This window comes from Arenimonas sp., assembly GCF_041913985.1.
In the GTDB taxonomy this organism is placed as follows: domain Bacteria; phylum Pseudomonadota; class Gammaproteobacteria; order Xanthomonadales; family Xanthomonadaceae; genus Arenimonas.
The window spans coordinates 37,002-59,585 of record NZ_JAYSEG010000006.1 but is presented as its reverse complement, the minus strand read 5'-3'; the positions used below and the strand labels follow the sequence as shown (position 1 = coordinate 59,585).

The following is a 22,584-nucleotide window of genomic DNA, read 5'->3' as shown; positions in this document are numbered from 1 at the left end:
AAAGAAGGGCCCCGTTGCCGGGGCCCTCCGAAACAACCGATTAAACCCAAATCAGAAGGTCTGGGTGTAACGGAAGTAGGTGGTACGGCCGTAGGCGTCGTACAGGTAGAAGTTCCACGGACGGCCGTCGTAAGCCTTCAGCTCCGGGTAACGGTCGCCGACGTTGGTGGCACCAATCGTCAGAGTCGCATTCCACGGAGCCTTCCAGGACAGCTGCACGTCGTTGGTGGCATAGCCGCCAATCTCCGTACCCGGGGTCACGACGCCAGTGGAGCTGACGGAGTCCGGATTCTTCTGGCCATCGATGTAGTTGATGTTCCAGCCTGCGGTGAAGTCACCGAAGGTCCAGCTGTTGTACAGCGAGCCGCGCAGGTCCGGGGTGCCGAAGCGGCCGGCGTAGTCGATGATCGAACCACGCTGATCGTCAACCTCGTACTCCGAGATATAGGAGACGGTCAGCTGGTTACGCAGTTCGCCCCAGTTGCCGAAGTCGAAGTTGGTGTTGGCGCGGAAGTCCACGCCCGTGGTGGTAATCGTGCCCTGGTTGGCATAACCCGCAGTAATCTCGTCGATCGAGCCATCCGGTCGGCGGGTGATGCTCAGGCCAGCCGGAATCGTACCGAAGTTGGCCGGATCCAGATCGGAGTTGATGATGTCCTGCGCCGAGATTGCCGAGATGGAGTCCTCGACTTCGATGCTGTAGTAGTCAACCGACAGGTCCAGCCACTCGAGCGGATCCCAGACGGCGCCGATGCTGTACTGGGTGGACTGCTCGGAAGACAGGTCCGGGTTCGAGATGTAGTAGGTGTCAACCTGCAGTTCGCAGGTGGACGCCGCACCCGCCTCGATGCACGACTCCGGATCGTTGACCGGCTCGGCCGAGAAGCTCGGCTTCTGGGTCAGGATGTCCAGGCCCGGGGCACGGAAGCCCGTACCATAGGAACCACGGATGGTCAGGGTGTCCAGCGGCTGCCAGCGCATGGCGATCTTCGGGGAGAAGTCGCTGCCGTAGTCGCTGTACGAGTCCCAACGGCCCGCCAGGGTGATGTCGAAGGTGCTGGTGAACGGCAGCAGCCACTCGAAGTAGGCGGCCTTGGCGTCACGCGAACCGCCCGACGAGTTGCCGGCCGAACCGATCACCGCCGGGTTGCCGTACTCGTCGCGGGCTTCCGACAGCGAATCGTACTGGTCGACGAACACGTCTTCGCGGTACTCCATGCCGAACACGGCGTTGGAGGTGCCGCCGCCCATCTCGAACACGTCGAAGTTCACCAGGCCAAAGATTTCGTCGGTCTGCCAGGTGGATTCACGGTTGATGGTGGCCTGGATGCCGGCCAGCACGGACGGATCGGCACCGTACGGGTCGCTCAGGTTGTACAGACCAGCGTTGGCGGCGGCCTGGGCAAGCGCGGTCACGACGTAACCGCGACCCAGCTCGATGTACTTGTAGTCGGTGCGACGGGCGCCGAAGTCGATGCCGATGGTGTCGGTCAGCTGGCCCTGGAAGCCAACCAGGTAGTCAGCGTTGGTGGCATCCGTGAAGTTGTCGCGGTTACCGGCCGCAGCGAAGCGGTGGTAATAGTAGGTCGGCAGGCCATCGGTCGGGCCGGCGCAGCCGCCCGGGCCACAGGCGACGCCGTTGTTGATATCGGACGGGGTGCCGTCTTCGACGACAATCACGCCCGGACCCGGGGCGTAACGACCGAAGGTCTCGACCTTGGTCACGTTGGCCGAGCCGTAGACGTTCCAGTTGTCGTTGATCTGGTGATCAGCGCGGACGAACACCGACTTGTTGCCAACCTTGGCCTCGTTGGCAGCGACCGAGTTGAAGTCAAACGAGCAGCGGCCGTTCGCCTGCTGCCAGAAGGTACCGGAGCAGTCAAAGTTCGGGACACCGGTGATGCCGTTGGTGAGCACAGCTCCCGTGGTCGGATTCGTGCGAACAGAACCGTCCGGATTGTAGGCCCAACGCAGGTAGTTGTTGCCGTAGGTCGAGATGCCGAGGGTGCCGCCACCGATCTGGTCACGGGTGAACACCATGCCGCGCTTCGAACCCGAGGCGCCACCGATCACGCGGGTGCGGTCGGAGGACGAGCCGAACACGACGGACATGTCTTCCAGGTCGCCGCCCTTGACTTCGGTCGAACCGATGCCGTAGCGGAGCTCGGCGCCGTTGAAGTCCTTGCGGGTGATGACGTTGACCACGCCGCCGATGGCGTCGGAGCCGTACACGGCCGAGGCGCCGTCGGACAGGATCTCGATGCGCTCGACGGCAGCCAGCGGGATGGCGTTGAGGTCGGTGCCCGACGAAGCGGACATCGGGTTGGTCGGGGCGCGGCGGCCGTCGATCAGCACCAGGGTGCGGCCCGAACCCAGGCCACGCAGGTCGATGGTGGCCAGCGACTGGGCCGACGAACCGGACTGCGGGCGGAAGTTACCGAACGACGCGAACGTCGAGTCGCGCAGCACGTCGGCGACGGAAACGTCACCCGAGGCGTCGATCTGGGCGCGGTCGATGACGATGACCGGAACGGCACCCTCGATCTCGGCGCGCTTCAGGCGCGAACCAGTGACCTCGATGGTCTCGAGGGTGGCGGCGTCGTCTTCCGACTCCTGCGCGAAGGCGGGAACCGCCGCGAAGGTGGAAGCGGCGCCGGCGAGGAGCGCGAAACGGATCGCGCCGGACAGCTGATTGAAATTAGACATTTACTCTCTCTCCAACGTCAGAGTGATGGTGACTCTAGAGTTCGGGACATAAAGCCTAGAGGCGACTTTCGTCATTGAAGGACGCCTTGGCTCCCGGAGCATAACGCAATCTTTACGGCCCGCAAACTGGGTTAAGGCGGCGTATAGGCAAAACTGCGACCCAGTAAGCGGAAAGCCCGGGGCGATTGCTCGCCCCGGGCTTGATAAATCTTTTTATTTCAATTACTTGCCGCCGACGCTGATCCTCACGTTGCCGGAGAAGGACTCCAGCTTGACCAGCCCGTCCCCCTGCCCCAACCGTGCCTGGAGGGACTTGCCGGGGCCGTATTTTTCGGTTTTGACCTCCCCGACTGGGCTGCTGATGCCCCCGCTGAAGGTCTCGACCTCGATCCGGGCCGAGGCCTCGGCCGGCAGGGCCACCCGGATGCCGCCACTGACCGAGTCGGCGCGGAGGCTGCCCCCGGGTGCCAGGCCGGCGGCCACCCCCAGGTCGCCCGAGACCGAGCTCAGGGTCAGCGAGCCGACCGGGCCGAGTTCCAGGTCGGCGTCGCCGGAGACCGTGTCGATCCGGACCCGGCCACCCAGGCGCCCCGCCACGCGGATGTCACCGCTGACCGAATCCACGCCGATGTCGTCGCTCTCGACCTCGGCGTCCACCGATCCGCTGACGTTGTCGAAGCGCGCCTCGCCCACCCGGGCGCCGCGCACCCGAACGTCGCCGCTGACGCTGTCCACGGCCAGCCGCGGGCCGCGCACGCCGGTCACGTCGACGCCGGCGCTGACCGTGTCCACCGACACCGAGGCCGAGGCGGGCACGCTGATTTCCAGCAGGGTGGGCTCGGAGCGGTCGCCGCCTCCGAACCAGCCGCCGTTGTTGCTCGGGTACTTCACCTTGATGTCGAGCTCGTCGCCGTCGGCATCGATTGTGAACTTCTCCACGCCCTCGCCCAGGGTGCCGGTGATGCGCACCTCGGGCCGGTCCCAGGCCCGCACGACCACCTCGCCCTTGAGGTTTTCGATGCTGACCTCGCCGCCGGCGGGCAGCGGGCGGGTTTCGTTGATGGGGGTGCCGGCGAAGGCCGGGGCGGAGGCCAGCAGGGTGACCAGCAGGGCGGCCAGCGGGATGGGGCGGGGGAACATGGAAACTCTCCTTATATAAGGACGTCGGGGGCGCCGGCCTCAGCCGAGCACCGCCCGCTGGGTCAGGGCCAGGCGGCGCGTGTAGGTGCGCTTGAGCTGGTCGAGCAGGCGCACCGAACCGGGCTGCTCGGACAGGGCTTCGCGGATCTGTTCGGCGCTGTCGTCGAGCGTGGCCAGCGCGGGCGCCAGCGGCGCCGGCATCGGCGCGCCGTCGAATTCGCGCAGGGCGGCCTGGTATTCGCGGGTGAGCGCTTCGGCCTCCCGCTGCACCAGCTCGGCTTCCAGCCCGGGCGCCGGGGCATCGGGGCCGCGCAGGGTGAAGGCGACGCCCACCGCCAGGCACAGGCAGGCGGCCATCGCCAGCAGCACCGGCCAAGGCCGGCGGCGGCGCGGGGCCGGCGCCTGCAGGCGCGCGGCGATACCGGGCCAGAGGTCGCGCGGCGGGTCGAGTTCGCGGGGCAGCTGGCGCAGCTGCCAGCGCAGTTCGTTCTCATCCATGGTCTTCTCCCAGGCGCGTGCGCAGGAGCTGGCGCGCGCGATGCAGTTGGGCCTTCGAGCTTCCGACCGCCATGCCCAGCTCGGCGGCGATTTCCTCGTGTTTCCAGCCTTCGATGTCGTGCAGCACGAGCACGGCACGGGCCCGCGGCGGCAGCGTGGCCACGGCGCGCTCGAGGTCGAGGCCGAGCGCGGTGCGGTGGCCGGCACTGTCGGGCGTGGAATGGGACTCCAGCGCCTCGTCGTCGGTTTCCAGGGCCTGGCCGCCGCGGCGCGAGCGCAGTTCCATCAGCGCGGTGTTCACCGCCAGCCGGTGCAGCCAGGTGCCGAAGGCGCTTTCGAAGCGGAAGGCCGGCAGCGCCTGCCAGGCGCGCACGAAGGCTTCCTGCAGCAGGTCCTCGGCGCGGGCCTCGTGCCCGCACAGGCGCCAGAGCACGGCGTACACGCGGCGCGAATGCTTGCGGTAGAGCTGCTCGAAGGCGCCGGTGTCGCCGGCGCCGGCGGCGCGCACCAGGGCGTAGTCCTCCTCGCGCGGCGGCGGGGCGGCGACGAGGCTGGCGGTGGGCTCGGACATGGCGAGGGTCAGCATACCCACTGGGATGCCGACGCAGGCCCCGGGGTTTAAAGCGCCGGCGCCCCCGCGGCGCGGCGCCAGTGCGCGGCGGCCTGGCGCACGGTGGCCTCGTGGATGTCCACGATGTCTTCCACGTCCGGGGCGTAGCCGCCGGCCATGCACACCGCCAGCGGCAGGCCGTGCCGGTGGCAGGCCTCGAGCACCTGGCGGTCGCGTTCGGCCAGGCCGGGCTTGCTCAGGGCCAGGTAGCCCAGGCGGTCGCCCTGGAAGGGGTCGGCGCCGGCAAGGTAGACGACGGCGTCGGCGCGGGCGCGCTCGATGGCCTGCGGCAGGTACGCGGCCAGGGCATCAAGGTAGGCGGCGTCGCCGGTGCCGTCGGGCAGGGCCACGTCGAGGTCGGAGGCCGGCTTCACCGCGGGGTAGTTGCGGGCGGCGTGCACCGAGAAGGTGAACACGGACTCGTCGCCGGCGCAGATCTCGGCGGTGCCGTTGCCCTGGTGCACGTCCAGGTCCACCACCAGCACGCGGCGCGCCAGGCCATGCGCCTGCACGTGGCGGGCCGCCACCGCGGCGTCGTTGAACACGCAGTAGCCGCCGCCGCGCGCGGGCCCGGCGTGGTGGGTGCCACCGGCCAGGTTCACCGCCACGCCCTCGCCTTCCAGCGCGGCGCGCAGCGCCATGATCGTGCCGCCGGACGAGCGCCGCGAGCGCTCCACCATGGCCGCCGACCAGGGGAAGCCGATGCGGCGCATCATCGCCGCGTCGGCGCTGCCTTCGGCCATGGCGCGCACGTAGCCGGGCTCATGCGCGCGCAGCAGGTCCTCGTCGGTGGCGGCCGGCGGCTCGCGCAGGCGGATGCCGAGCGCGGGGGCCATCGCCGCCACGCGCTCGTGCAGCCGCGCGTACTTCGCCATCGGGAAGGCGTGGCCTTCCGGCAAGGGCAGCACGAAGTGGTGGCAGTAGAACGCCTTCAGAGCTGGGCGGCGATCCGGGCGCGCTCGGCCTTGAGGACGTCCGGCGTGCGGTCGCCGAATTCCTCGAGGTACTCGCCGATGCTTTCCATCTCGGCCTTCCAGCCGGCGCGGTCGAGCGTGAGCAGCTGCTCGAGCGTGGCGGCGTCCATGCCCAGGCCCTCGGTGTTGAGGTCGGCCGGCAGCGGCAGGTTGCCCACCGGCGTTTCCACCGCGTGCGCCTGGCCGGTGACGCGCTTGAGCATCCACTCGAGCACGCGCATGTTGTCGCCGAAGCCGGGCCACATGAACTTGCCGTCGGCGTCCTTGCGGAACCAGTTCACCTGGAAGATCTTCGGCAGCTTCGCGCCCGGCTTGTCGAACGACAGCCAGTGCGCGAAGTAGTCGCCGAAGTTGTAGCCGGCAAAGGGCTTCATGGCCATGGAGTCGCGGCGCACCACGCCGACGGCGCCGGTGGCGGCGGCGGTGGTTTCCGAGGCCATGGAGGCGCCGACCAGCACGCCGTGGGTCCAGTCGCGCGCCTCGAGCACCAGCGGCACCAGCGAGGCGCGGCGGCCGCCGAAGATGATGGCGCTCAGCGGCACGCCCTGCGGGTCCTCGGCCTTGGCGGTGTAGCTCGGGCACTGCCTGGCGCTCACGGTGAAGCGCGAGTTCGGGTGCGCGGCGGGGCCCACGGCCTTGTCGTAGTCGCGGCCCTGCCAGTCCTTGGCCGGCGTGCCCGAGGTCATGCCTTCCCACCACGGCTGGCCGTCGGCGGTGACGCCGGTGTTGGTGAAGATGGCATCGTGGTCGAGCATGGCCATCGCGTTGGCGTTGGTCTTCTCGCTGGTGCCCGGGGCCACGCCGAAGAAGCCGGCCTCCGGGTTGATGGCGTACAGGCGGCCGTCGGCGCCCGGGTGCATCCAGCAGATGTCGTCGCCCACGGTCCACACCTTCCAGCCGTCGCGGCGGTAGCCTTCCGGCGGGATCAGCATGGCCAGGTTGGTCTTGCCGCAGGCGCTGGGGAAGGCCGCGGCGACGTAGTGGGTTTCGCCCTGCGGGTTCTCGATGCCCACGATGAGCATGTGCTCGGCCAGCCAGCCCTCGGTGCGCGCCTGGTAGCTGGCGATGCGCAGCGCGTGGCACTTCTTGCCCAGCAGCGCGTTGCCGCCGTAGCCCGAGCCGTAGCTCTGGATCGAGAGCTCTTCCGGGAAATGCATGATGAAGCGGCGGTTCGGGTCGAGCTCGCCGATCGAGTGCAGGCCCTTCACGAACGAACCCTCGCGCTCGATGCGCGCCAACGCGCCGGCGCCCATGCGGGTCATGATGCGCATGTTGGCCACCACGTACGGGCTGTCGGTGATCTCGACGCCGCAGCGCGACAGCGGCGAATCGATGGGGCCCATGCAGTAGGGCACCACGTACATCGTGCGGCCACGCATGCAGCCGGCGTAGAGCGCGTCCATCTCGCGGTGCGCTTCCACCGGGTCCATCCAGTTGTTGTTCGGGCCGGCGTCGGCCGGGTGGCGCGTGCACACGAAGGTGAGGTGCTCGACGCGCGCCACGTCCGACGGGCTGGAGCGGTGCAGGTAGCAGTTCGGGTGGGTCTGCTCGTTGAGCTTGACCAGGTCGCCGGTGGCGAGCATCAGTTCGACGAGGCGGGCGTTCTCGGCGTCGGAGCCATCGCACCAGTGGATCGCGTCGGGCTGGGTGAGCTGGGCGACCGAGGCGACCCAATCATTGAGGCTGGCAAGCTGGCTGGACATGGCGAACGGGGCTCCTGGCGGGGCCTATCAAGGGAAAACCGGGAGGCGGCGCACGGCGCCGGCCTATGCCTGCGTATTCTAACGGCTTGATGACAGCCTGTCCCCCGAAAAACCCTCGTGAAAGGGCTATTCCGGGATCAGCGTGGCCATCACGTGGCCCACGTACGCCTCGAATTCGTCGTGGTGCAGGCGCGGCTGGCCGAGCTGCAGGGAAAGCTGCAGGAAACCCACGTAGGCCGCGTAGGTGAGGCGCGCGCGGTTCTGCGCGTCCAGGCGCGGCAGGCCGGCCTGGCGGAAGCTGGCCGTAAGGTAGTCGAGGCGGCGCTGCGAGACGCGGTGCAGCACTGGCTGCACGACCGGGTGGTCGAGCGCCTTGAGCAGTTCGCTGTAGATGATGTGCGGCTTGAGCTCGTGCGCCACCAGCTGGAACAGCGCCTTCAGGCGCGCGCGCGGCTCGGGCACGGCCTCGAGCTGGCCGAACACGGTTTCCTGCTCCATCACTTCCCAGCGCTCCAGCGCGGCGACGAGCAGGGCTTCGCGCGAGGGGAAGTGCCAGTAGAAGCTTCCCTTGGTCACGCCGAGCCGGCGCGCCAGCGGCTCCACCGCCACGGCCGCCAGGCCCTGCTCGGCGATCACGTCGAGCGCGGCGAGCGCCCAGTCCTCCGCGCTCAGGCGGGAGGGGCGGTCGTTCTTGGGGGCGGGGTTTACCATACGGTGGGCAAGTCTACGGGATGGAGCGATCATGCACCATACGGATTGGTATTGACAGGGGCGAAAATCGCAGCCCATACTCGGCCGTATGGTCATCCTCGCCCAAGAACGCGCCGTGCCCGCGCCGCAGCCCCTGCCGGTGGAGGCCGCCGACGGCCTGCGCCTGGCCGCGGCGCACATGCCGGGTTCCGGCCCGGGGCTGCTGCTGGCGCATGGCTTCGGCCAGACCCGCCAGGCCTGGGCCGGCACCCAGCGTCGCCTGGCCGAGGCCGGCCACGCCAGCCTGGCCTGGGACGTGCGCGGCCACGGCCAGTCCGGCCGCAACCCGGCACACCTGCCCTACGCCGGCGAGCAGTTCGTGTCCGACGTGGGCACGGTGGCCCGGGTGCTGGGCCCGGCGCCCATCCTGGTCGGCGCCTCCATGGGCGGCCTCACCGGCCTGATGGCGCAGGCGCGCGACCGCGCGTTCTCGGCGCTGGTGCTGGTGGACATCACCCCGCGCTGGGAAGCCGCCGGCGTCGAGCGCATCCTCGGCTTCATGACCGCGCACCCCGACGGCTTCGACTCCTACGAGCACGCCGCGGCCGAAATCGCCGCCTACCTGCCGCACCGCCGCGAGCGCAAGACGCCGGGCCAGCTGGCGCACCTGCTGCAGCGGCGCGACGACGGCCGCCTGGCCTGGCACTGGGACCCGCGCCTGCTGAGCGAATTCATCCCCGGCACCGACGCCCTGCAGGAACCGATCGAACAGGCCTGCCGCGAACTCGACGTGCCGGTGCTGCTGGTCAGCGGCGGCCGCAGCGACCTGGTCACCGACCGCACGGTCGAACACTTCCTGGAACTGGCGCCGCACGCGCGCCATGTCCGGCTGCCACACGCCACCCACATGGTGGCCGGCGACGACAACGACGCTTTCACCGACACCCTGCTGCAGTTCCTTTGCGACCTGGCCGCCCCCCACGCGGCCGCCCACGGAGACACCCGATGAGCATCCTCGCCCCCTTCCTCGCGCTGCTGCTGGCGACCCTGCTGGTGGCCTACCACCGCTGGAGCCTGGCGGTCTTCACCGCGCTCTCCGCCACGCTGCTGGTGGCCGTCGCGCTGGCCGGCGCCAACATGACCGCCACCACCGTGGCCGCCGTGCTGCTGGCCGTGGTGACGCTGCCGCTGCTCGTCACGCCGCTGCGCCAGGCGGTCATCACCCGCAGCCTGCTGCGCATCTACACCAAGATGCTGCCCAAGCTCTCGGACACCGAGAAGACCGCGCTCGACGCCGGCACGGTGGGCTTCGAGGGCGAACTGTTCTCGGGCATGCCGAAGTGGGAAACCCTGCTGGCCCAGCCCAAGCCGGAACTCACCGCCGAGGAGCAGGCCTTCCTGGACGGCCCGGTCGAGCAGGCCTGCCGCATGACCAACGACTGGGACGTCACCCACGTCCGCAACGACCTGCCGCCGGAACTGTGGGAGTTCCTGAAGAAGAACAAGTTCTTCGGCATGATCATCCCGAAGGAGTACGGCGGCCTGGGCTTCTCGGCGCTGGCGCACCACAAGGTGATCCAGAAGCTGGCCTCGGTCTCGGCCACGCTCAGCTCCACCGTCGGCGTGCCCAACTCGCTGGGCCCCGCCGAGTTGCTGCTGCACTACGGCACCCAGGAACAGAAGGACCACTACCTGCCGCGCCTGGCCGACGGCCGCGAGGTGCCCTGCTTCGCCCTGACCGGCCCCAGCGCCGGCTCCGACGCCACCTCCCTGCCCGACTTCGGCATCGTCTGCGAAGGCGAGTGGAACGGCGCGCGCGTGCTGGGCGTGAAGCTCACCTTCGACAAGCGCTACATCACGCTGGCGCCCGTGGCCACGGTGATCGGCCTGGCCTTCCGCCTGCATGACCCGGACAAGCTGCTGGGCGACCAGAGCGACCGCGGCATCACCCTGGCGCTGATCCCGCGCGACACCCCCGGGCTCGAGATCGGCCGCCGCCACTTCCCGCTCAACTGCGCCTTCCAGAACGGCCCGGTGCGCGGCCAGGAAGTGTTCCTGCCGCTCAGCCAGCTGATCGGCGGCGAGGACTACATCGGCCATGGCTGGCGCATGCTGGTCGAGTGCCTGAGCGTGGGCCGCGCCATCACCCTGCCCTCCACCTCGGCCGGTGCGTCGAAGCTGGCGGCCGTGGTCACCGGCGCGTACGCGCGCATCCGCAAGCAGTTCGGCCTGTCGATCGGCCGCTTCGAGGGCGTCGAGGAAGCGCTGGCGCGCATCGCCGGCAACGCCTATGCCTGCGCCGCGCTGTCGCAGGCCACCGCCGCCGCCGTCGACCGCGGCGAGAAGCCGGCCGTGCCCTCAGCCATCGCCAAGTACCACGCCACCGAACTGGCCCGCGAAGTGGCGCGCGACGCCATGGACATCCACGGCGGCAAGGGCGTCATCCTCGGCCCCATGAACTACCTGGGCCGCGGCTGGCAGGCGGCGCCGATCTCGATCACCGTCGAGGGCGCCAACATCATGACCCGCACCCTGATGATCTTCGGCCAGGGCGCCATCCGCTGCCATCCGTGGGTGCTGAAGGAAATGCAGGCGGCGCAGAACCCCGACCAGGCCGCCGGCCTGCGCGAGTTCGACCACAGCCTGTTCGGCCACATCGGCTTCGCCATCTCCAACGCCGTGCGCAGCTGGGTGCTGGGCCTGGTGGGCGCGCGCATCGGCAACGTGCCGGGCGACGCCTACACCCGCCGTTACTACCGCAAGCTCAACCGCTACTCGGCCAACCTGGCCCTGGTGGCCGACGTCTCCATGCTCACCCTGGGCGGCAAGCTCAAGTTCAAGGAGAAGATCTCGGGCCGCTACGCCGACGTGCTGAGCCAGCTCTACATCGCCAGCGCCATGCTCAAGCGCTACGAGGACGAGGGCCGCCCTGCGGCCGAGCAGCCGCTGCTGGCCTACGCCTTCCACGACGCCGCGCACAAGATCGAACTGGCGCTGTCGGGCGCGCTGCGCAACTTCCCCATCCGCCCGGTGGGCTGGCTGATGTGGATGCTGGTGTTCCCGTGGGGCCGCCGCGCCCAGCTGCCGTCCGACCGCCTGGGCCGCCGCGCCGCCGCGCTGCTGATGTCGCCCTCCGACGCGCGCGACCGCATGGCCTCGGGCGTGTTCCTGACGCCCTGCGAGAACAACCCGGCCGGCCGCATCAACAGCTACCTGCCGAAGGTGATCCTGGCCGAGCCGGTGGAGCGCAAGTTCATCAAGGCGCTCAAGAACAGCGACATCGAGGCGCTCGACTTCGCCTCGCAGCTGGCCGAGGGCGTGGCCGAGGGCTGGATCACCGCCGAAGAGAAGGCCCAGCTCGAGGAGCTGCGCGCCCTCACCTGGGACGCGATCAGCGTGGACGACTTCGACCCGTTCGACCTGCAGGCGGCTTCGCTGCACATGGACAAGCCGAAGTCCGCCCAGGCCACGCGCGCGGCCTGAGCCACACCACCCGCGGGGGGCTTCGGCCCCCCGCCTCGTTTCCGGGAAACCCCATGTCCGACACCCCGCTGCTCCGCCTGTACCGCAAGTTCACCCGCTGGCCCGCGGGGCACTGGCTGTTCAGCCGCGCCGTGTGCTTCAAGGCGCCCTACTTCGGGACCGTTTCGCCGCGCTTCACGGTGCTGGAGAACGGGCGCTGCGAGGCCACCATCCCGCACAGGCGGAGCATGCAGAACCACCTGGGCACGGTGCACGCGATCGCGCTGTGCAACCTGGCCGAGCTGGTGGGCGGCGTGATGACCGACGCCTCGCTGCCCAAGGGCATGCGCTGGATCCCCAAGGGCATGACGGTGCAGTACCTGAAGAAGGCCGTCGGCACGCAGCGTGGCGTGGCCACGCCGCTCGTGCCCATCGTGGCTTCGGAAGCCGGCTACGACCTGCCCGTGAACGTGGACGTGTTCGACCCCGCCGGCGAGAAGGTCTTCAACGCCGTCATCACCATGTGGGTCAGCCCGAAGCCGGGCCGCGATCAGAAATAGTGCACCGCGATGGCGGCGAGGATGGCCGGCAGCGCCTGCACGTACAGGATGCTGCGCTTCACCGTGGCGGCGCCGAACAGGCCCGCCACCACCACGCAGCCCAGGAAGAACAGGCAGATGCCGCGGTCGCCCAGCCACAGGCCCCAGAGCAGGCCGGCGGCCAGGAAGCCGTTGTAGAGGCCCTGGTTCATCGCCAGCTTCGCCGAATCCCTGGCCACCTGCGGGTCGAGCCGGAACACCTTGCGGCCCAGCGGCCGGGTCCAGAAGAACATCTCCAGCACCAGGAAGCCCAGGTGCAGCAGGGCGACCAGGGCGGTCAGCGCGATCGCGACAGGTGACATGGGGCCTCCGTCAGTCGGCCAGCCGCGCGGCGTGGTGCCGCAGGTGGTCCTCGATGAAGCTGGCGATGAAATAGTACCCGTGGTCGTAGCCCGCGTGCCGGCGCAGCACCAGGTCCTGCCCGGCCTCGGCGCAGGCGGCCTCGAAGCGCTCGGGCTGCAGTTGGGTGGCGAGGAATTTGTCGTCCAGGCCCTGGTCCACCAGGATCGTGCCGCCGAAGGGCCGGCGCTTCACCAGCTCGCAGGCGTCGTGCTCGGCCCAGGCGCGGTGGTGTTCGCCCAGGTAGCGCGAGAACGCCTTCTGGCCCCAGGGCACCTGGCTGGGCGCCATGATGGGTGCGAAGGCCGACAGGCTCTGGTAGCGCTCCGGGTGCCGCAGCGCCAGCACCAGCGCGCCGTGGCCGCCCATGGAATGGCCGAAGAGGCCGGCGCGGCCCGGGTCGGCCGGGAAATGCTGCAGGATCACGGCCGGCAGTTCGTGCACCACGTGCGTTTCCATCCGGAAGCGCGAGCTCCACGGCGCCTCGGTGGCGTCGAGGTAGAAGCCCGCCGCCTCGCCGAACTCCCAGTCGCCGGTGGCGCCTTCGATGCCGGTGCCGCGCGGGCTGGTGTCGGGCATCACCAGCATCAGGCCCAGTTCGGCGGCCACGCGCTGGGCGCCGGCCTTCATGGTGGCCGTCTCCTCGCTGCAGGTCAGGCCGGCCAGGAAATACAGCACCGGCACCTTGCGCGAACGCGCCTGCGGCGGCTGGAACACCGCGAAGCGCATGTCGCCGCCGCAGGCCTCCGAGGCCATGCGGTAGAACCCCTGCACGCCGCCGAAGCAGCCGTGCTCGGAGAGCAGCTCGATCGCCATCAGTAAACCACCACGCTGCGGATGGACTCGCCGCGGTGCATCAGGTCGAAGGCGTCGTTGATCTTCTCCAGCGGCATCGTGTGGGTGATCAGCGAATCGATGTCGATCTTGCCCTCCATGTACCAGTCCACGATCTTCGGCACGTCGGTGCGGCCGCGGGCGCCGCCGAAGGCGCTGCCGCGCCAGTTGCGGCCGGTGACCAGCTGGAAGGGCCGCGTGCTGATCTCGGCGCCGGCCGGGGCCACGCCGATGATGACGCTGGTGCCCCAGCCCTTGTGCGCGCATTCGAGCGCCTGGCGCATCACCTGGGTGTTGCCGATGCATTCGAAGGTGTAGTCGGCGCCGCCCTTGGTGAGCGACACCAGGTAGGGCACCAGGTCGCCTTCCACGTCCTTCGGGTTGACGAAGTGGGTCATGCCGAACTTGCGCGCCATGGCCTCGCGGCCGGGGTTGAGGTCGACGCCCACGATCATGTCGGCGCCGGCCAGGCGCGCGCCCTGGATGACGTTCAGGCCGATGCCGCCCAGGCCGAACACCACCACCTTCGAGCCCACTTCCACCTTGGCGGTGAAGATGACCGCGCCGATGCCGGTGGTGACGCCGCAGCCGATGTAGCAGACCTTGTCGAAGGGCGCGTCCTCGCGGATCTTCGCCAGCGCGATCTCCGGCACCACGGTGTAGTTGGCGAAGGTGGAGGTGCCCATGTAGTGCAGCACCGGCTTGCCGTCCAGGCTGAAGCGGCTGGAGCCGTCGGGCATCAGGCCCTGGCCCTGGGTGCTGCGGATGGACTGGCAGAGGTTGGTCTTGGGGTTGAGGCAGTACTCGCACTCGCGGCACTCGGGCGTGTAGAGCGGGATGACGTGGTCGCCCTTCTTCAGCGACTTCACGCCCGGGCCCACGTCCACCACCACGCCGGCGCCCTCGTGGCCCAGGATGGCCGGGAACAGGCCCTCCGGGTCGGCGCCCGAGAGCGTGAACTGGTCGGTGTGGCAGACGCCGGTGGCCTTGATCTCGACCAGCACCTCGCCGAAGCGCGGGCCCTCGAGGTCGACGGTTTCGATGCTCAGCGGCGCTCCGGCCTTGTGCGCGACGGCGGCTTTGACTTTCATGGGGCGAATCTCCCGGGGAACAGGCCCACAGGGTAACGCCAGCGGGCCCGGCCCGCGTGCCCGCCGCGCGAAGGCAGCGTTGCGCCGGCCGGCCTCAGGGCGGCGCGGCGGGCAGCTTGGCCTGTTCGCGGATCAGGCGCCACGCGCCGAAAGTCATGGCCGCGGCCACCAGCATGCCGGCGCCGAACACCACGCTCGAGCCGAAGGCGGCCAGGAACTTGTGCGACCAGACGAAGAACAGGTCGCCGCCGCGGTACACGGCTGTGTCGATGACCGCCTTGCCCTTGTAGCGGATCTCGCGGTCCACCCGCGTGTAGATCGTTTCGCGCGCCGGCTTGGCCAGCGAGAACTCGCCGGCGCGCGTGGCCACCTGCACCACGGCCACCAGCAGCGGCAGCGGCGAGGCGGTGAGCGCCGCGAAGCCCAGCAGGATGGCCACCGCCGGGATCAGCAGCACCGGCGCCACGCCGAAGCGCACCAGCAGCGGGCGGGTCAGGAACACCTGCACCAGGATCGTGACCAGGTTGATGGCCAGGTCGATGTTGGCGTAGTAGGCCGTGCGCGCCTCGTCGCCTGGGTAGAAGGCCCGGGCGATGGCCGCCTGCTCGTTGTAGAGCAGCGTGCCCACGCCCACGCCGAAGAACATGATCACCGCCATGGCCTGCAGCAGCGGCTGCTCGCGCAGCAGGCGCAAGCCGGCCAGCACGCTGCCGCCCATGGCCTGGTCGTTGCCCGCGCGGCCGCGCTCGAGCTCGCGCAGGCGCGCCCAGCGGCCCAGGCGCACGATGCACACCACCGCCAGCGCCAGCAGCGCGGCCGACACCAGCAGCAGGTTGGCCACGCCCACCTGGTTCACCAGCACGCGGGTGATCAGCGGCCCGGTGAAGCCGCCGATGGTGCCGCCGGCGGCGATGAAGCCATAGAGCCGGCGCGCCTCGATGTCGCTGTAGATGTCGGCCATGAAGCTCCAGAACACCGACACCGCGAACAGGTTGAACACCGCCACCCAGATGAAGAACACCGCGCCGCGGCCCGGCACCTCGCGCCCGAACAGAACGTAGAATCCCAGCAGGCAGGCGATGAACAGCAGGTACAGCACCGGCAGGAACACCCGGCGCGGGAACCGGCTCACCAGGGCGCCGTAGGCCGGCTGCAGCAGCAGCATCATCAGGAAGGTGCCGGTGAAGAGCACCTGCAGGGTCAGTTCGCCCAGGGCCACGCCGCGCGCCGCCGCCCACTCGACCAGGGCCGGCGGGAACACGGCCTGCACGTCGCCGGAGGCGCCCATGGCGTCGCGCACCGGCCGCAGCACGTAGTAGCCGGTGAGCAGGAAGAAGAAGTACAGGAACGACCACAGCAGCGGCGGGAACTCCCGCAGCGCGCCGCGCAGGTGGTCGAAGCGGCCGGCGGTGGACGGGGCCTGGGTCATCGGGGTTCCGGTGAGGGTGCGCGCACGATAGCCAACCCGGCCGGCCGCCGCCAGCCGCGCGCACAGTGAACCTGTTCACGGTTAGCGAAACCGGGCGCGCGCCCTGAGTGTTTGCTCTAGATGCGGGGCCTAGCCTCGGTCGGTCAACGAAAAAGAAGCCGAACGCGTGTACGACTACATCATCGTGGGTGCGGGATCCGCCGGCTGCGTGCTCGCCAACCGGCTCAGCGAGGACCCGGATTGCCGCGTCCTGCTGCTCGAGGCCGGCCCCAGCGACTGGCACCCCTTCATCCACATGCCCGCGGGCCTGGCCAAGCTGGTCGGCAAGAAGGGCGTGAACTGGGACTACAGCACCGCGCCCGAGCCCACGCTCGACGGCCGCCAGCTGTGGTGGCCGCGCGGCAAGGTGCTGGGCGGTTCGAGCTCGATCAACGCCATGTGCTACATCCGCGGCCACGCCCGCGACTACGACGAATGGGCCCGGATGGGCGCCGAAGGCTGGCAGTGGTCGAACGCCCTGCCCTACTTCCGCCGCAGCGAAGGCAACGAGCGCGGCGCCAGCGAACTGCACGGCGGCGACGGCCCGCTGGGCGTGTCCGACCCGCGCCACCGCAACCCGCTGTCGGAAGTGTTCCTGCAGGCCGCGCGCGAAGCTGGCCACGCCGCCAGCGACGACTTCAACGGCGCCCGCCAGGACGGCTTCGGCTGGTACCAGACCACCACCCGCGACGGCGCCCGCAGCTCCAGCGCCCGCGCCTACCTGGCGCCGGTGCGGCACCGTCCCAACCTCAAGGTGGTCACCAAGGCCACCGCCAGCCGCGTCACCTTCGACAAGGGCCGCGCCACCGGCGTGGTGTACGCGGTGAACGGCCGCGGCGCCTACTGCGAGGGCGCCAGCCGGGAAGTGATCCTGTGCGGCGGCGCCATCAACTCGCCGCAGCTGCTGATGCTCTCGGGCATCGGCCCGGCCGCGCACCTGCGCCAGCACGGCATCGACGTCATCGCCGACCTGCCGGGCGTGGGCGGCAACCTGCACGACCACCTCGACATCTGCACCCTGCAGCGCTGCACGCAGGGCCTGAGCTACGACCGCCTCAGCGACGCCGCCGTGGCCTTCCAGTACTACCTGATGGGCCGCAAGGGCCCGGGCAGCAGCAACATCGCCGAAGCCGGCGGTTTCCTGCGCAGCCACCTGGCCGAGGACGAGCGCCCGGACCTGCAGTTCCACTTCGTGCCGGCCCAGCTCGACGACCACGGCCGCAACCGCCTGCCCGGCAACGGCTACACCCTGCACGCCTGCGGCCTGCGCCCACGCAGCCGCGGCCGGCTGTCGCTGGTGAGCGCCAGCGCCGCCGACAAGCCGCGCATCGAGGCGGCCTACCTCAGCGACCCGGAAGGCTTCGACATGAAGGTCATGCTGGAAGCGCTGCGCATCTCGCGCGAGATCCTGGCGCAGCCGGCCTTCGCCCCCTACCGCGGCGAGGAACTGTTCCCCGGGGCGCGCGTGCAAGACGAGGCCGACCTGGTCGCCTTCATCCGCCGCAAGGCCGAGTCCATCTACCACCCGGTGGGCACCTGCCGGATGGGCGACCCGAAGGACGCCGGCACCGTGGTCGACCCGAAGCTGCGCGTGAAGGGCGTGGACGGCCTGCGCGTGGTGGACGCCTCGGTGATGCCGCGGCTGGTGGGTGGCAACACCAACGCGCCCACCATGATGATCGCCGAGCGCGCCGCCGACCTGATCCGCGGCCTGGCGGCCTGAACCGCGCGGGGCTCAGCCCCGCTGTTCCAGCATCGGCGGCAGCGGGCAGTGCAGCGAGGCGCAGACCGCGCGCAGCAGCTCGGCTTCCGACACGCTGAGCCGGCCGTCGTGGCTGACCGCGGCCACCAGGCCCTCGAGCAGCAGCTCCTTGCCCATCGGCTCGAGTTCGTCGAGCACCGGCCAGGCTTCGTCGAGCGCGCGCAGCGGTTCGGCCGGCGGCTGGTAGGGCGCGTCCAGGCGCGGGAACACCCGCGCCATGCCGGCGAGGTAGGCGCGCCGGGCCGAGGTGGGGTCGGCATGGCCGGCCTGCGCCAGCACCGCCATCAGCGCGACGGCGTGCGGCGCGCAGCGCGACAGGTGGCGGTGGCCGGGCACCCAGGCGCCGGCGGGGTCGAGCGCGTCGCGCACCTGCACCCGCAGCAGCCGGCCCAGGCAGTATTCGAACAGGCTCACCTGGCCGTCGGCGTGGGTGAGCGCGAAGCAGCCGTCCATGAAGCGCTCGAGCTCGGGCCGCGGCCGCTTGCGCAGCGCCGGCATGGCCATGGCCGCCAGCGGCAGGTGCAGCAGGCGCGGCAGCTCGGACAGGCGGTCGGCGTAGTCGAGCGCCTGGCGCGCCACGCGTTCGTCGTTGCGGGCGGCCAGCTCGAACTGCTGGCGTTCGCGCACCGGGCCCGGCGCGGCCATCAGCAGGCCGTACAGCAGCGGCACCGCTTCCTCGCGCTCGTGCGCGGCGCGGCGCAGCACTTCCGGCATGGCCTCCACCAGGGCGCCGGCGCGCACGTAGTCGTCGGCGCGCGGCGCGCCCACCTGGGCCACCACGGCGGGCGGGGTCACCTGCACCTCGGCGCTTTCCTCCGGCAGCGGCGGCGGCGCGGGGCTGGCCAGGCCGAGCGCCAGGTCCTCGTCCAGGCCCGAGGGCGGGTGCATCTGCCAGCGCGCCACCAGGTCGGGCACCGCCGACGCCTTGAACGAGGGCTCCAGCGCCTGGATGCGCGTCAGCAGCGGCGGGTGGGTGGCGAACAGCGACGAATAGCCCACGCCGTCGCCGAACAGCATGTGCGCCACTTCCTCGGCGTCGCGGCTGGCCAGCTTCGAACCGTCGGGCAGGCCGGCGATCTTCTTGAGCGCGCCGGCCAGGCCCTTGGTCTGGCGGGTGAACTGCACCGCCGAGGCGTCGGCCAGGAATTCGCGCTGGCGGCTCACGCCGGCCTTGATCAGGCGGCCGAAGAAAAGGCCGACGTAACCCACCACCATCAGCCCCAGCGCCGCCAGCAGCACCGGCCCGGCGCCCTTCGAATTGCGGCTGCCGCGGCCGCCGTGCTGCAGGATCTTCCGGCCCACCACCGCCAGCACCAGGATGCCGAACAGCACGCCCATCAGGCGGATGTTGAGCCGCATGTCGCCATTGAGCACGTGGCTGAACTCGTGGGCGATGACACCCTGCAGCTCGTCGCGGTTGAGCTTGTCGAGCGCGCCGCGGGTGACGGCCACCGCGGCGTCGCTGGGCGCGTAGCCGGCCGCGAAGGCGTTGATGCCCGCCTCCTTCTCCAGCACGAACACCTGCGGCACCGGCACGCCCGAGGCAATGGCGATCTCCTCCACCACGTTGCGCAGGCGCCGGTAGTGGAAGTCGTGGGTGTCCTCGGGCACCGGGGTGCCGCCGAGCTGGGTGGCCACCGCGGCGCCGCCCTGGCGCAGGCTGGAGATGCGGTAGAGCGAACCCAGGCCGATGATCGACAGCGTCAGCAGCGTGGCCATCACCAGCCCCGCGCCGGTGGAGCCCGGCGCTGACACGCCTGACAGGCCGCCGAAGGCCAGCAGGAAGAACAGGTCCACCGCCACCACGATCGCCACCACGGCGAGCGTGAACAGCAGCACCAGCCGGCGCGACTGGCGCCGGGCCTGGTCCTGGCGCGCGAAGAAGTTCAAGCCTAGAAGGAAACCTTGGGCGCCTCGCGCTTGGCCGGCTCGGTGATCTCGAGCAGGGCCGCGTGGGCGAAGTTGAACATGCCGGCGACGATGTTCGACGGGAACACCTCGCGCTTGTTGTTGTAGGCCATCACGCTGTCGTTGTAGGCCTGGCGCGCGAAGGCGATGCGGTTCTCGGTCGAGGTCATTTCCTCGGTGAGCTGCATCATGTTCTGGTTGGCCTTGAGGTCCGGGTAGGCCTCGGCCACCACCATCAGCCGCGACAGGGCGCCGGCCAGGCCGCTCTCGGCGCTGCCGAGCTGGGCCATGGCGGCGTCGTCGCCCGGGCGCGACTTGGCGGCGGCCAGGCCGCTCACGGCGGCAGCGCGGGCCTGGATGACGGCCTCGAGCGTCTCGCGCTCGTGCTTGAGGTAGCCCTTGGCCACCTCCACCAGGTTCGGGATCAGGTCGTAGCGGCGGGTCAGCTGCACGTCGATCTGCGCGAACGCGTTCTTGAAGGCGTTTCGGGCGGTGACCAGGCCGTTGTACATGCCCACGCCCCAGAACGCGAACGCGGCCGCGGCGGCGACCAGCACTAGCAGAGTCATTGCCATTTCCTTGCTCCCCCGGTTGCGGCCGCTGCGCACCCACCGCGCTAGAATGGCCGTGTTCGCCAAGCATACGTCGCCCATGCCACGCACGAAAGCCGCTTCCCTTCCCCTGCTCGCCCTGCCGCTGCTCGCGCTGGCCGGCCTCGCCTGCGCCACCGCCGCCCGGGCCGCCGACGACTTCAGCGTCGAGGCGCGGGAGATGGAGCGGCTGGCGGAGCAGGTGGTCACCCGCGCGCGCATCCCCGGCCTGGCCATGGCCATCGTCGAGGACGGCAAGGTCATTTCACTGCGCGGCTACGGCGTGGTGGACAGCAAGCTGCGCGAACCGGTGACGCCCGACACGGCCTTCCGCGTCGCCTCGCTGTCCAAGGCCTTCGCCGGCACCCTCAGCTCGCTGCTGGTCAGCGAGGGCGCGATGAGCTGGGACAGCCCCATCGTCAACCAGTTGCCCGCCTTCACCCTGCGCGACGGCGCGGCGGCGCAGAAGATCACCGTGCGCCAGGTGCTCAGCCACCAGGTGGGCCTGGCCTACAACACCTACGACCGCGACCTCGAGGCCAACCAGCCCTACCCGCTGCTGGCCGAGAAGCTCTCCGAGGCGCCGCTCACCTGCAGCCCGGGCGAGTGCTACGCCTACCAGAACATCGCCTTCAGCCTGGTCGGCGACATGGTGTTCGCGGCCACCGGCGACTTCTACGCCCACCAGGTCGAGAAGCGCCTGTTCCACCCGCTGGGCATGTACGGCGCCACCTTCGGCCGCGAAGGCCTGGAGGCCAGCCCGAGCTGGGCGCGTCCGCACGTGCGCAGCGGCGGCACCTGGGTGCCGGTGCGGCCGAAGGAAACCTACTACCGCATCCCGCCGGCGGCCGGCGTCAACGCCTCGGTGCGCGACATGGCGAACTGGCTGGTGGCGCAGATGGGCCACCGCCCCGACGTGCTGCCGCCCGAAGTGCTCAACGAGATCCAGACCCCGCAGGTGGCGACGCCGGGCGAGGTGCGCGGCAGCGGCTGGCGCCGCGACCGGCTGCGCAACGCCTGGTACGGCCTGGGCTGGCGCATCTACGACTACGCCGGGCACACCCTGGTCTTCCACGGCGGCGCCGTGCAGGGTTACCGCGCGCTGGCCGCCTTCCTGCCCGACCGCGACATCGGCGTGGTGATCCTCTGGAACAGCGAGAGCGCCATGCCCACCGGCCTGCTGCCGACCACGCTGGACAAGGCCCTGGGCCTGCCGGCCCGCGACTGGCTCGGCCCGATGCAGGCGCCGGTGCGGCGCGGCGCCCGCCGCCGCTGATCCCCGCGCGCGGCGCGGGTTTCCAAACCCCACAAAAGCGAACGCCGGCATTGAGCCGGCGTCTGCGTGCCTTTGGAAAGTCTCCCTCCCCGCCTGGGCAACACGGGGAGAGAGTCCAGACTTACTACTTTTGGTTGTGGCGCCTTACAGCGCCGGGGCAACCGGGGCGGCCGGCATGGCAGCCGGCTTCTTGGCGGCCGGCTTGCGCGCGGCCTTCTTCTTGGCAGCCGGCTTCTTGGCAGCCTTCTTGGCCGCCGGCTTCTTGGCAGCCTTCTTGGCAGCCTTCTTCTTGGCCGGCTTCTTGGCAGCCGACTTCTTGGCCGCCGGCTTCTTGGCGACCTTCTTGGCCGCCTTCTTGGCAGCCTTCTTGGCGGTCTTCTTGACAGCCTTCTTCGCGGCCTTCTTGGCCGGCTTCTTGGCGACCTTCTTCGCAGCCTTCTTGGCCGGCTTCTTGGCAACCTTCTTGGCGGCCTTCTTCACGACCTTCTTGACGGCCTTGGCGGCCTTCTTCACGGTCTTCTTCGCGGCCTTCTTGGCCGGTTTCTTCGCAGCTTTCTTCGTAGCCATGGTCAACTCCTCGTCAGTTGGCTTTTGGACTGCCCAGTCACAAAGGCACCGCCACGGGACGATTCCCGGGGCGTACCGCCGTCGCGCTCATGGCGCGGCGGGCGGATTTGGGCCGGCGCGGGGCGGCGCCGGAAACGGAAACGCCCGGACCGTAAGCGGCCCGGGCGTCGGAAATTCGCTGCTTGCGGAAGGAAGATTTCGATTTCGCGGAGGGATGTTGGCCCTGATCCACCGTGATGACTTCCGGGGTGGAGTTGGGTGTCGTGGCTCGCGTTGTCGACTCGTTCCTGATCACTCGCTTCCGCAGTTGATGTCTGCTGGGCGAAAGCTAATCACGGGATTTCGCCCTGTCAACAACTTCGCAAAA

Annotated in this window: 19 protein-coding genes; 5 read left to right on the top strand and 14 right to left on the bottom strand. The window is 70.0% G+C overall.

The genetic code is table 11. The features are described 5' to 3' along the window. Nucleotides 1-51: 51 nt before the first annotated feature. The 7 genes from ACE3Q2_RS03365 to ACE3Q2_RS03335 form a co-directional block, all read right to left on the bottom strand. Entirely contained in the window at nucleotides 52-2,706 is a 2,655-nt protein-coding gene (locus tag ACE3Q2_RS03365) for a TonB-dependent receptor plug domain-containing protein (RefSeq protein ID WP_374472768.1), read from the bottom strand. Nucleotides 2,707-2,928: 222 nt separating this feature from the next. Further along, complete coding sequence (locus ACE3Q2_RS03360; protein WP_374472766.1) at nucleotides 2,929-3,846, bottom strand: DUF4097 domain-containing protein; 918 nt, start codon at nucleotides 3,844-3,846, stop codon at nucleotides 2,929-2,931. 39 nt (nucleotides 3,847-3,885) lie between these two features. Beyond that, nucleotides 3,886-4,344: a hypothetical protein gene (locus ACE3Q2_RS03355; RefSeq protein WP_374472764.1), complete on the bottom strand. Its 459-nt coding sequence runs from the start codon at nucleotides 4,342-4,344 to the stop codon at nucleotides 3,886-3,888. Continuing rightward, nucleotides 4,337-4,915 carry an RNA polymerase sigma factor gene (locus ACE3Q2_RS03350; protein WP_374472762.1) on the bottom strand — a complete coding sequence of 193 codons (579 nt, stop codon included), beginning with the start codon at nucleotides 4,913-4,915 and terminating at the stop codon, nucleotides 4,337-4,339. Before ACE3Q2_RS03350 ends, ACE3Q2_RS03355 begins: the two co-directional genes overlap by 8 nt. A 47-nt stretch (nucleotides 4,916-4,962) precedes the next feature. Further along, nucleotides 4,963-5,862, bottom strand: coding sequence for a histone deacetylase (locus tag ACE3Q2_RS03345; protein ID WP_374472760.1), 900 nt, complete (start codon nucleotides 5,860-5,862; stop codon nucleotides 4,963-4,965). A 23-nt stretch (nucleotides 5,863-5,885) separates the two neighbouring features. Then, complete coding sequence (locus ACE3Q2_RS03340) at nucleotides 5,886-7,631, bottom strand: phosphoenolpyruvate carboxykinase (GTP) (protein ID WP_374472758.1); 1,746 nt, start codon at nucleotides 7,629-7,631, stop codon at nucleotides 5,886-5,888. A 126-nt stretch (nucleotides 7,632-7,757) separates the two neighbouring features. Next, entirely contained in the window at nucleotides 7,758-8,342 is a 585-nt protein-coding gene (locus tag ACE3Q2_RS03335) for a TetR/AcrR family transcriptional regulator (RefSeq protein ID WP_231696698.1), read from the bottom strand. 88 nt (nucleotides 8,343-8,430) lie between these two features. Here ACE3Q2_RS03335 and ACE3Q2_RS03330 point away from each other — a divergent pair, with 88 nt between their 5' ends. From ACE3Q2_RS03330 to ACE3Q2_RS03320, 3 genes are read left to right on the top strand one after another with little or no spacing between them, the layout of a single operon-like run. After that, complete coding sequence (locus ACE3Q2_RS03330; RefSeq protein WP_231696699.1) at nucleotides 8,431-9,330, top strand: alpha/beta fold hydrolase; 900 nt, start codon at nucleotides 8,431-8,433, stop codon at nucleotides 9,328-9,330. Beyond that, entirely contained in the window at nucleotides 9,327-11,804 is a 2,478-nt protein-coding gene (locus tag ACE3Q2_RS03325; protein ID WP_374472755.1) for an acyl-CoA dehydrogenase, read from the top strand. Before ACE3Q2_RS03330 ends, ACE3Q2_RS03325 begins: the two co-directional genes overlap by 4 nt. 53 nt (nucleotides 11,805-11,857) lie before the next feature. Continuing rightward, the gene (locus tag ACE3Q2_RS03320) at nucleotides 11,858-12,343 is read left to right on the top strand and encodes a hotdog fold domain-containing protein (RefSeq protein WP_231696701.1); all 486 of its coding nucleotides are present in this window, start codon (nucleotides 11,858-11,860) and stop codon (nucleotides 12,341-12,343) included. On the opposite strand, the gene ACE3Q2_RS03315 is transcribed toward ACE3Q2_RS03320, so the two are convergent. The 4 genes from ACE3Q2_RS03315 to ACE3Q2_RS03300 form a co-directional block, all read right to left on the bottom strand. Beyond that, nucleotides 12,334-12,684 carry a DUF1304 domain-containing protein gene (locus tag ACE3Q2_RS03315; protein ID WP_374472752.1) on the bottom strand — a complete coding sequence of 117 codons (351 nt, stop codon included), beginning with the start codon at nucleotides 12,682-12,684 and terminating at the stop codon, nucleotides 12,334-12,336. The two genes, ACE3Q2_RS03320 and ACE3Q2_RS03315, sit on opposite strands and share 10 nt — an antisense overlap. 10 nt (nucleotides 12,685-12,694) lie before the next feature. After that, nucleotides 12,695-13,531, bottom strand: a complete 837-nt coding sequence (gene fghA / locus ACE3Q2_RS03310) for an S-formylglutathione hydrolase (protein ID WP_374472818.1) — start codon at nucleotides 13,529-13,531, stop codon at nucleotides 12,695-12,697. Nucleotides 13,532-13,536: 5 nt separating this feature from the next. Next, nucleotides 13,537-14,646: an S-(hydroxymethyl)glutathione dehydrogenase/class III alcohol dehydrogenase gene (locus ACE3Q2_RS03305; protein WP_231696703.1), complete on the bottom strand. Its 1,110-nt coding sequence runs from the start codon at nucleotides 14,644-14,646 to the stop codon at nucleotides 13,537-13,539. A gap of 94 nt (nucleotides 14,647-14,740) precedes the next feature. Then, nucleotides 14,741-16,075 carry an NTP/NDP exchange transporter gene (locus ACE3Q2_RS03300; protein ID WP_374472750.1) on the bottom strand — a complete coding sequence of 445 codons (1,335 nt, stop codon included), beginning with the start codon at nucleotides 16,073-16,075 and terminating at the stop codon, nucleotides 14,741-14,743. A 166-nt stretch (nucleotides 16,076-16,241) separates the two neighbouring features. Here ACE3Q2_RS03300 and ACE3Q2_RS03295 point away from each other — a divergent pair, with 166 nt between their 5' ends. Continuing rightward, nucleotides 16,242-17,837 (top strand): GMC family oxidoreductase, encoded by a 1,596-nt coding sequence (locus tag ACE3Q2_RS03295; RefSeq protein ID WP_231696706.1) that lies wholly within the window; start codon nucleotides 16,242-16,244, stop codon nucleotides 17,835-17,837. A gap of 12 nt (nucleotides 17,838-17,849) precedes the next feature. On the opposite strand, the gene ACE3Q2_RS03290 is transcribed toward ACE3Q2_RS03295, so the two are convergent. Together ACE3Q2_RS03290 and ACE3Q2_RS03285 are read right to left on the bottom strand one after the other, a co-directional pair. Then, nucleotides 17,850-19,766, bottom strand: coding sequence for a M48 family metallopeptidase (locus ACE3Q2_RS03290; protein ID WP_374472747.1), 1,917 nt, complete (start codon nucleotides 19,764-19,766; stop codon nucleotides 17,850-17,852). A gap of 2 nt (nucleotides 19,767-19,768) precedes the next feature. Further along, on the bottom strand, nucleotides 19,769-20,353 hold the full coding sequence (locus ACE3Q2_RS03285) for a LemA family protein (RefSeq protein WP_374472745.1): 585 nt from the start codon (nucleotides 20,351-20,353) through the stop codon (nucleotides 19,769-19,771). Between the two features lie 82 nt (nucleotides 20,354-20,435). Between ACE3Q2_RS03285 and ACE3Q2_RS03280 the strand changes: the two genes are divergently transcribed. Continuing rightward, complete coding sequence (locus ACE3Q2_RS03280) at nucleotides 20,436-21,650, top strand: serine hydrolase domain-containing protein (protein WP_374472743.1); 1,215 nt, start codon at nucleotides 20,436-20,438, stop codon at nucleotides 21,648-21,650. Between the two features lie 144 nt (nucleotides 21,651-21,794). On the opposite strand, the gene ACE3Q2_RS03275 is transcribed toward ACE3Q2_RS03280, so the two are convergent. Beyond that, entirely contained in the window at nucleotides 21,795-22,130 is a 336-nt protein-coding gene (locus ACE3Q2_RS03275; protein ID WP_374472820.1) for a hypothetical protein, read from the bottom strand. Nucleotides 22,131-22,584 lie beyond the last annotated feature (454 nt).

Excerpts from the sequence above, each read along its gene's own strand:
- ACE3Q2_RS03280 (WP_374472743.1), top strand. The coding sequence starts at position 20,436 with ATGCCACGCACGAAAGCCGCTTCCCTTCCCCTGCTCGCCCTGCCGCTG.
- ACE3Q2_RS03315 (WP_374472752.1), bottom strand. The coding sequence starts at position 12,684 with ATGTCACCTGTCGCGATCGCGCTGACCGCCCTGGTCGCCCTGCTGCAC.
- ACE3Q2_RS03300 (WP_374472750.1), bottom strand. The coding sequence starts at position 16,075 with ATGACCCAGGCCCCGTCCACCGCCGGCCGCTTCGACCACCTGCGCGGC.
- ACE3Q2_RS03335 (WP_231696698.1), bottom strand. The coding sequence starts at position 8,342 with ATGGTAAACCCCGCCCCCAAGAACGACCGCCCCTCCCGCCTGAGCGCG.
- ACE3Q2_RS03340 (WP_374472758.1), bottom strand. The coding sequence starts at position 7,631 with ATGTCCAGCCAGCTTGCCAGCCTCAATGATTGGGTCGCCTCGGTCGCC.
- ACE3Q2_RS03360 (WP_374472766.1), bottom strand. The coding sequence starts at position 3,846 with ATGTTCCCCCGCCCCATCCCGCTGGCCGCCCTGCTGGTCACCCTGCTG.
- ACE3Q2_RS03285 (WP_374472745.1), bottom strand. The coding sequence starts at position 20,353 with ATGACTCTGCTAGTGCTGGTCGCCGCCGCGGCCGCGTTCGCGTTCTGG.
- ACE3Q2_RS03320 (WP_231696701.1), top strand. The coding sequence starts at position 11,858 with ATGTCCGACACCCCGCTGCTCCGCCTGTACCGCAAGTTCACCCGCTGG.
- ACE3Q2_RS03365 (WP_374472768.1), bottom strand. The coding sequence starts at position 2,706 with ATGTCTAATTTCAATCAGCTGTCCGGCGCGATCCGTTTCGCGCTCCTC.
- ACE3Q2_RS03350 (WP_374472762.1), bottom strand. The coding sequence starts at position 4,915 with ATGTCCGAGCCCACCGCCAGCCTCGTCGCCGCCCCGCCGCCGCGCGAG.
- ACE3Q2_RS03355 (WP_374472764.1), bottom strand. The coding sequence starts at position 4,344 with ATGGATGAGAACGAACTGCGCTGGCAGCTGCGCCAGCTGCCCCGCGAA.
- ACE3Q2_RS03305 (WP_231696703.1), bottom strand. The coding sequence starts at position 14,646 with ATGAAAGTCAAAGCCGCCGTCGCGCACAAGGCCGGAGCGCCGCTGAGC.
- ACE3Q2_RS03325 (WP_374472755.1), top strand. The coding sequence starts at position 9,327 with ATGAGCATCCTCGCCCCCTTCCTCGCGCTGCTGCTGGCGACCCTGCTG.
- ACE3Q2_RS03330 (WP_231696699.1), top strand. The coding sequence starts at position 8,431 with ATGGTCATCCTCGCCCAAGAACGCGCCGTGCCCGCGCCGCAGCCCCTG.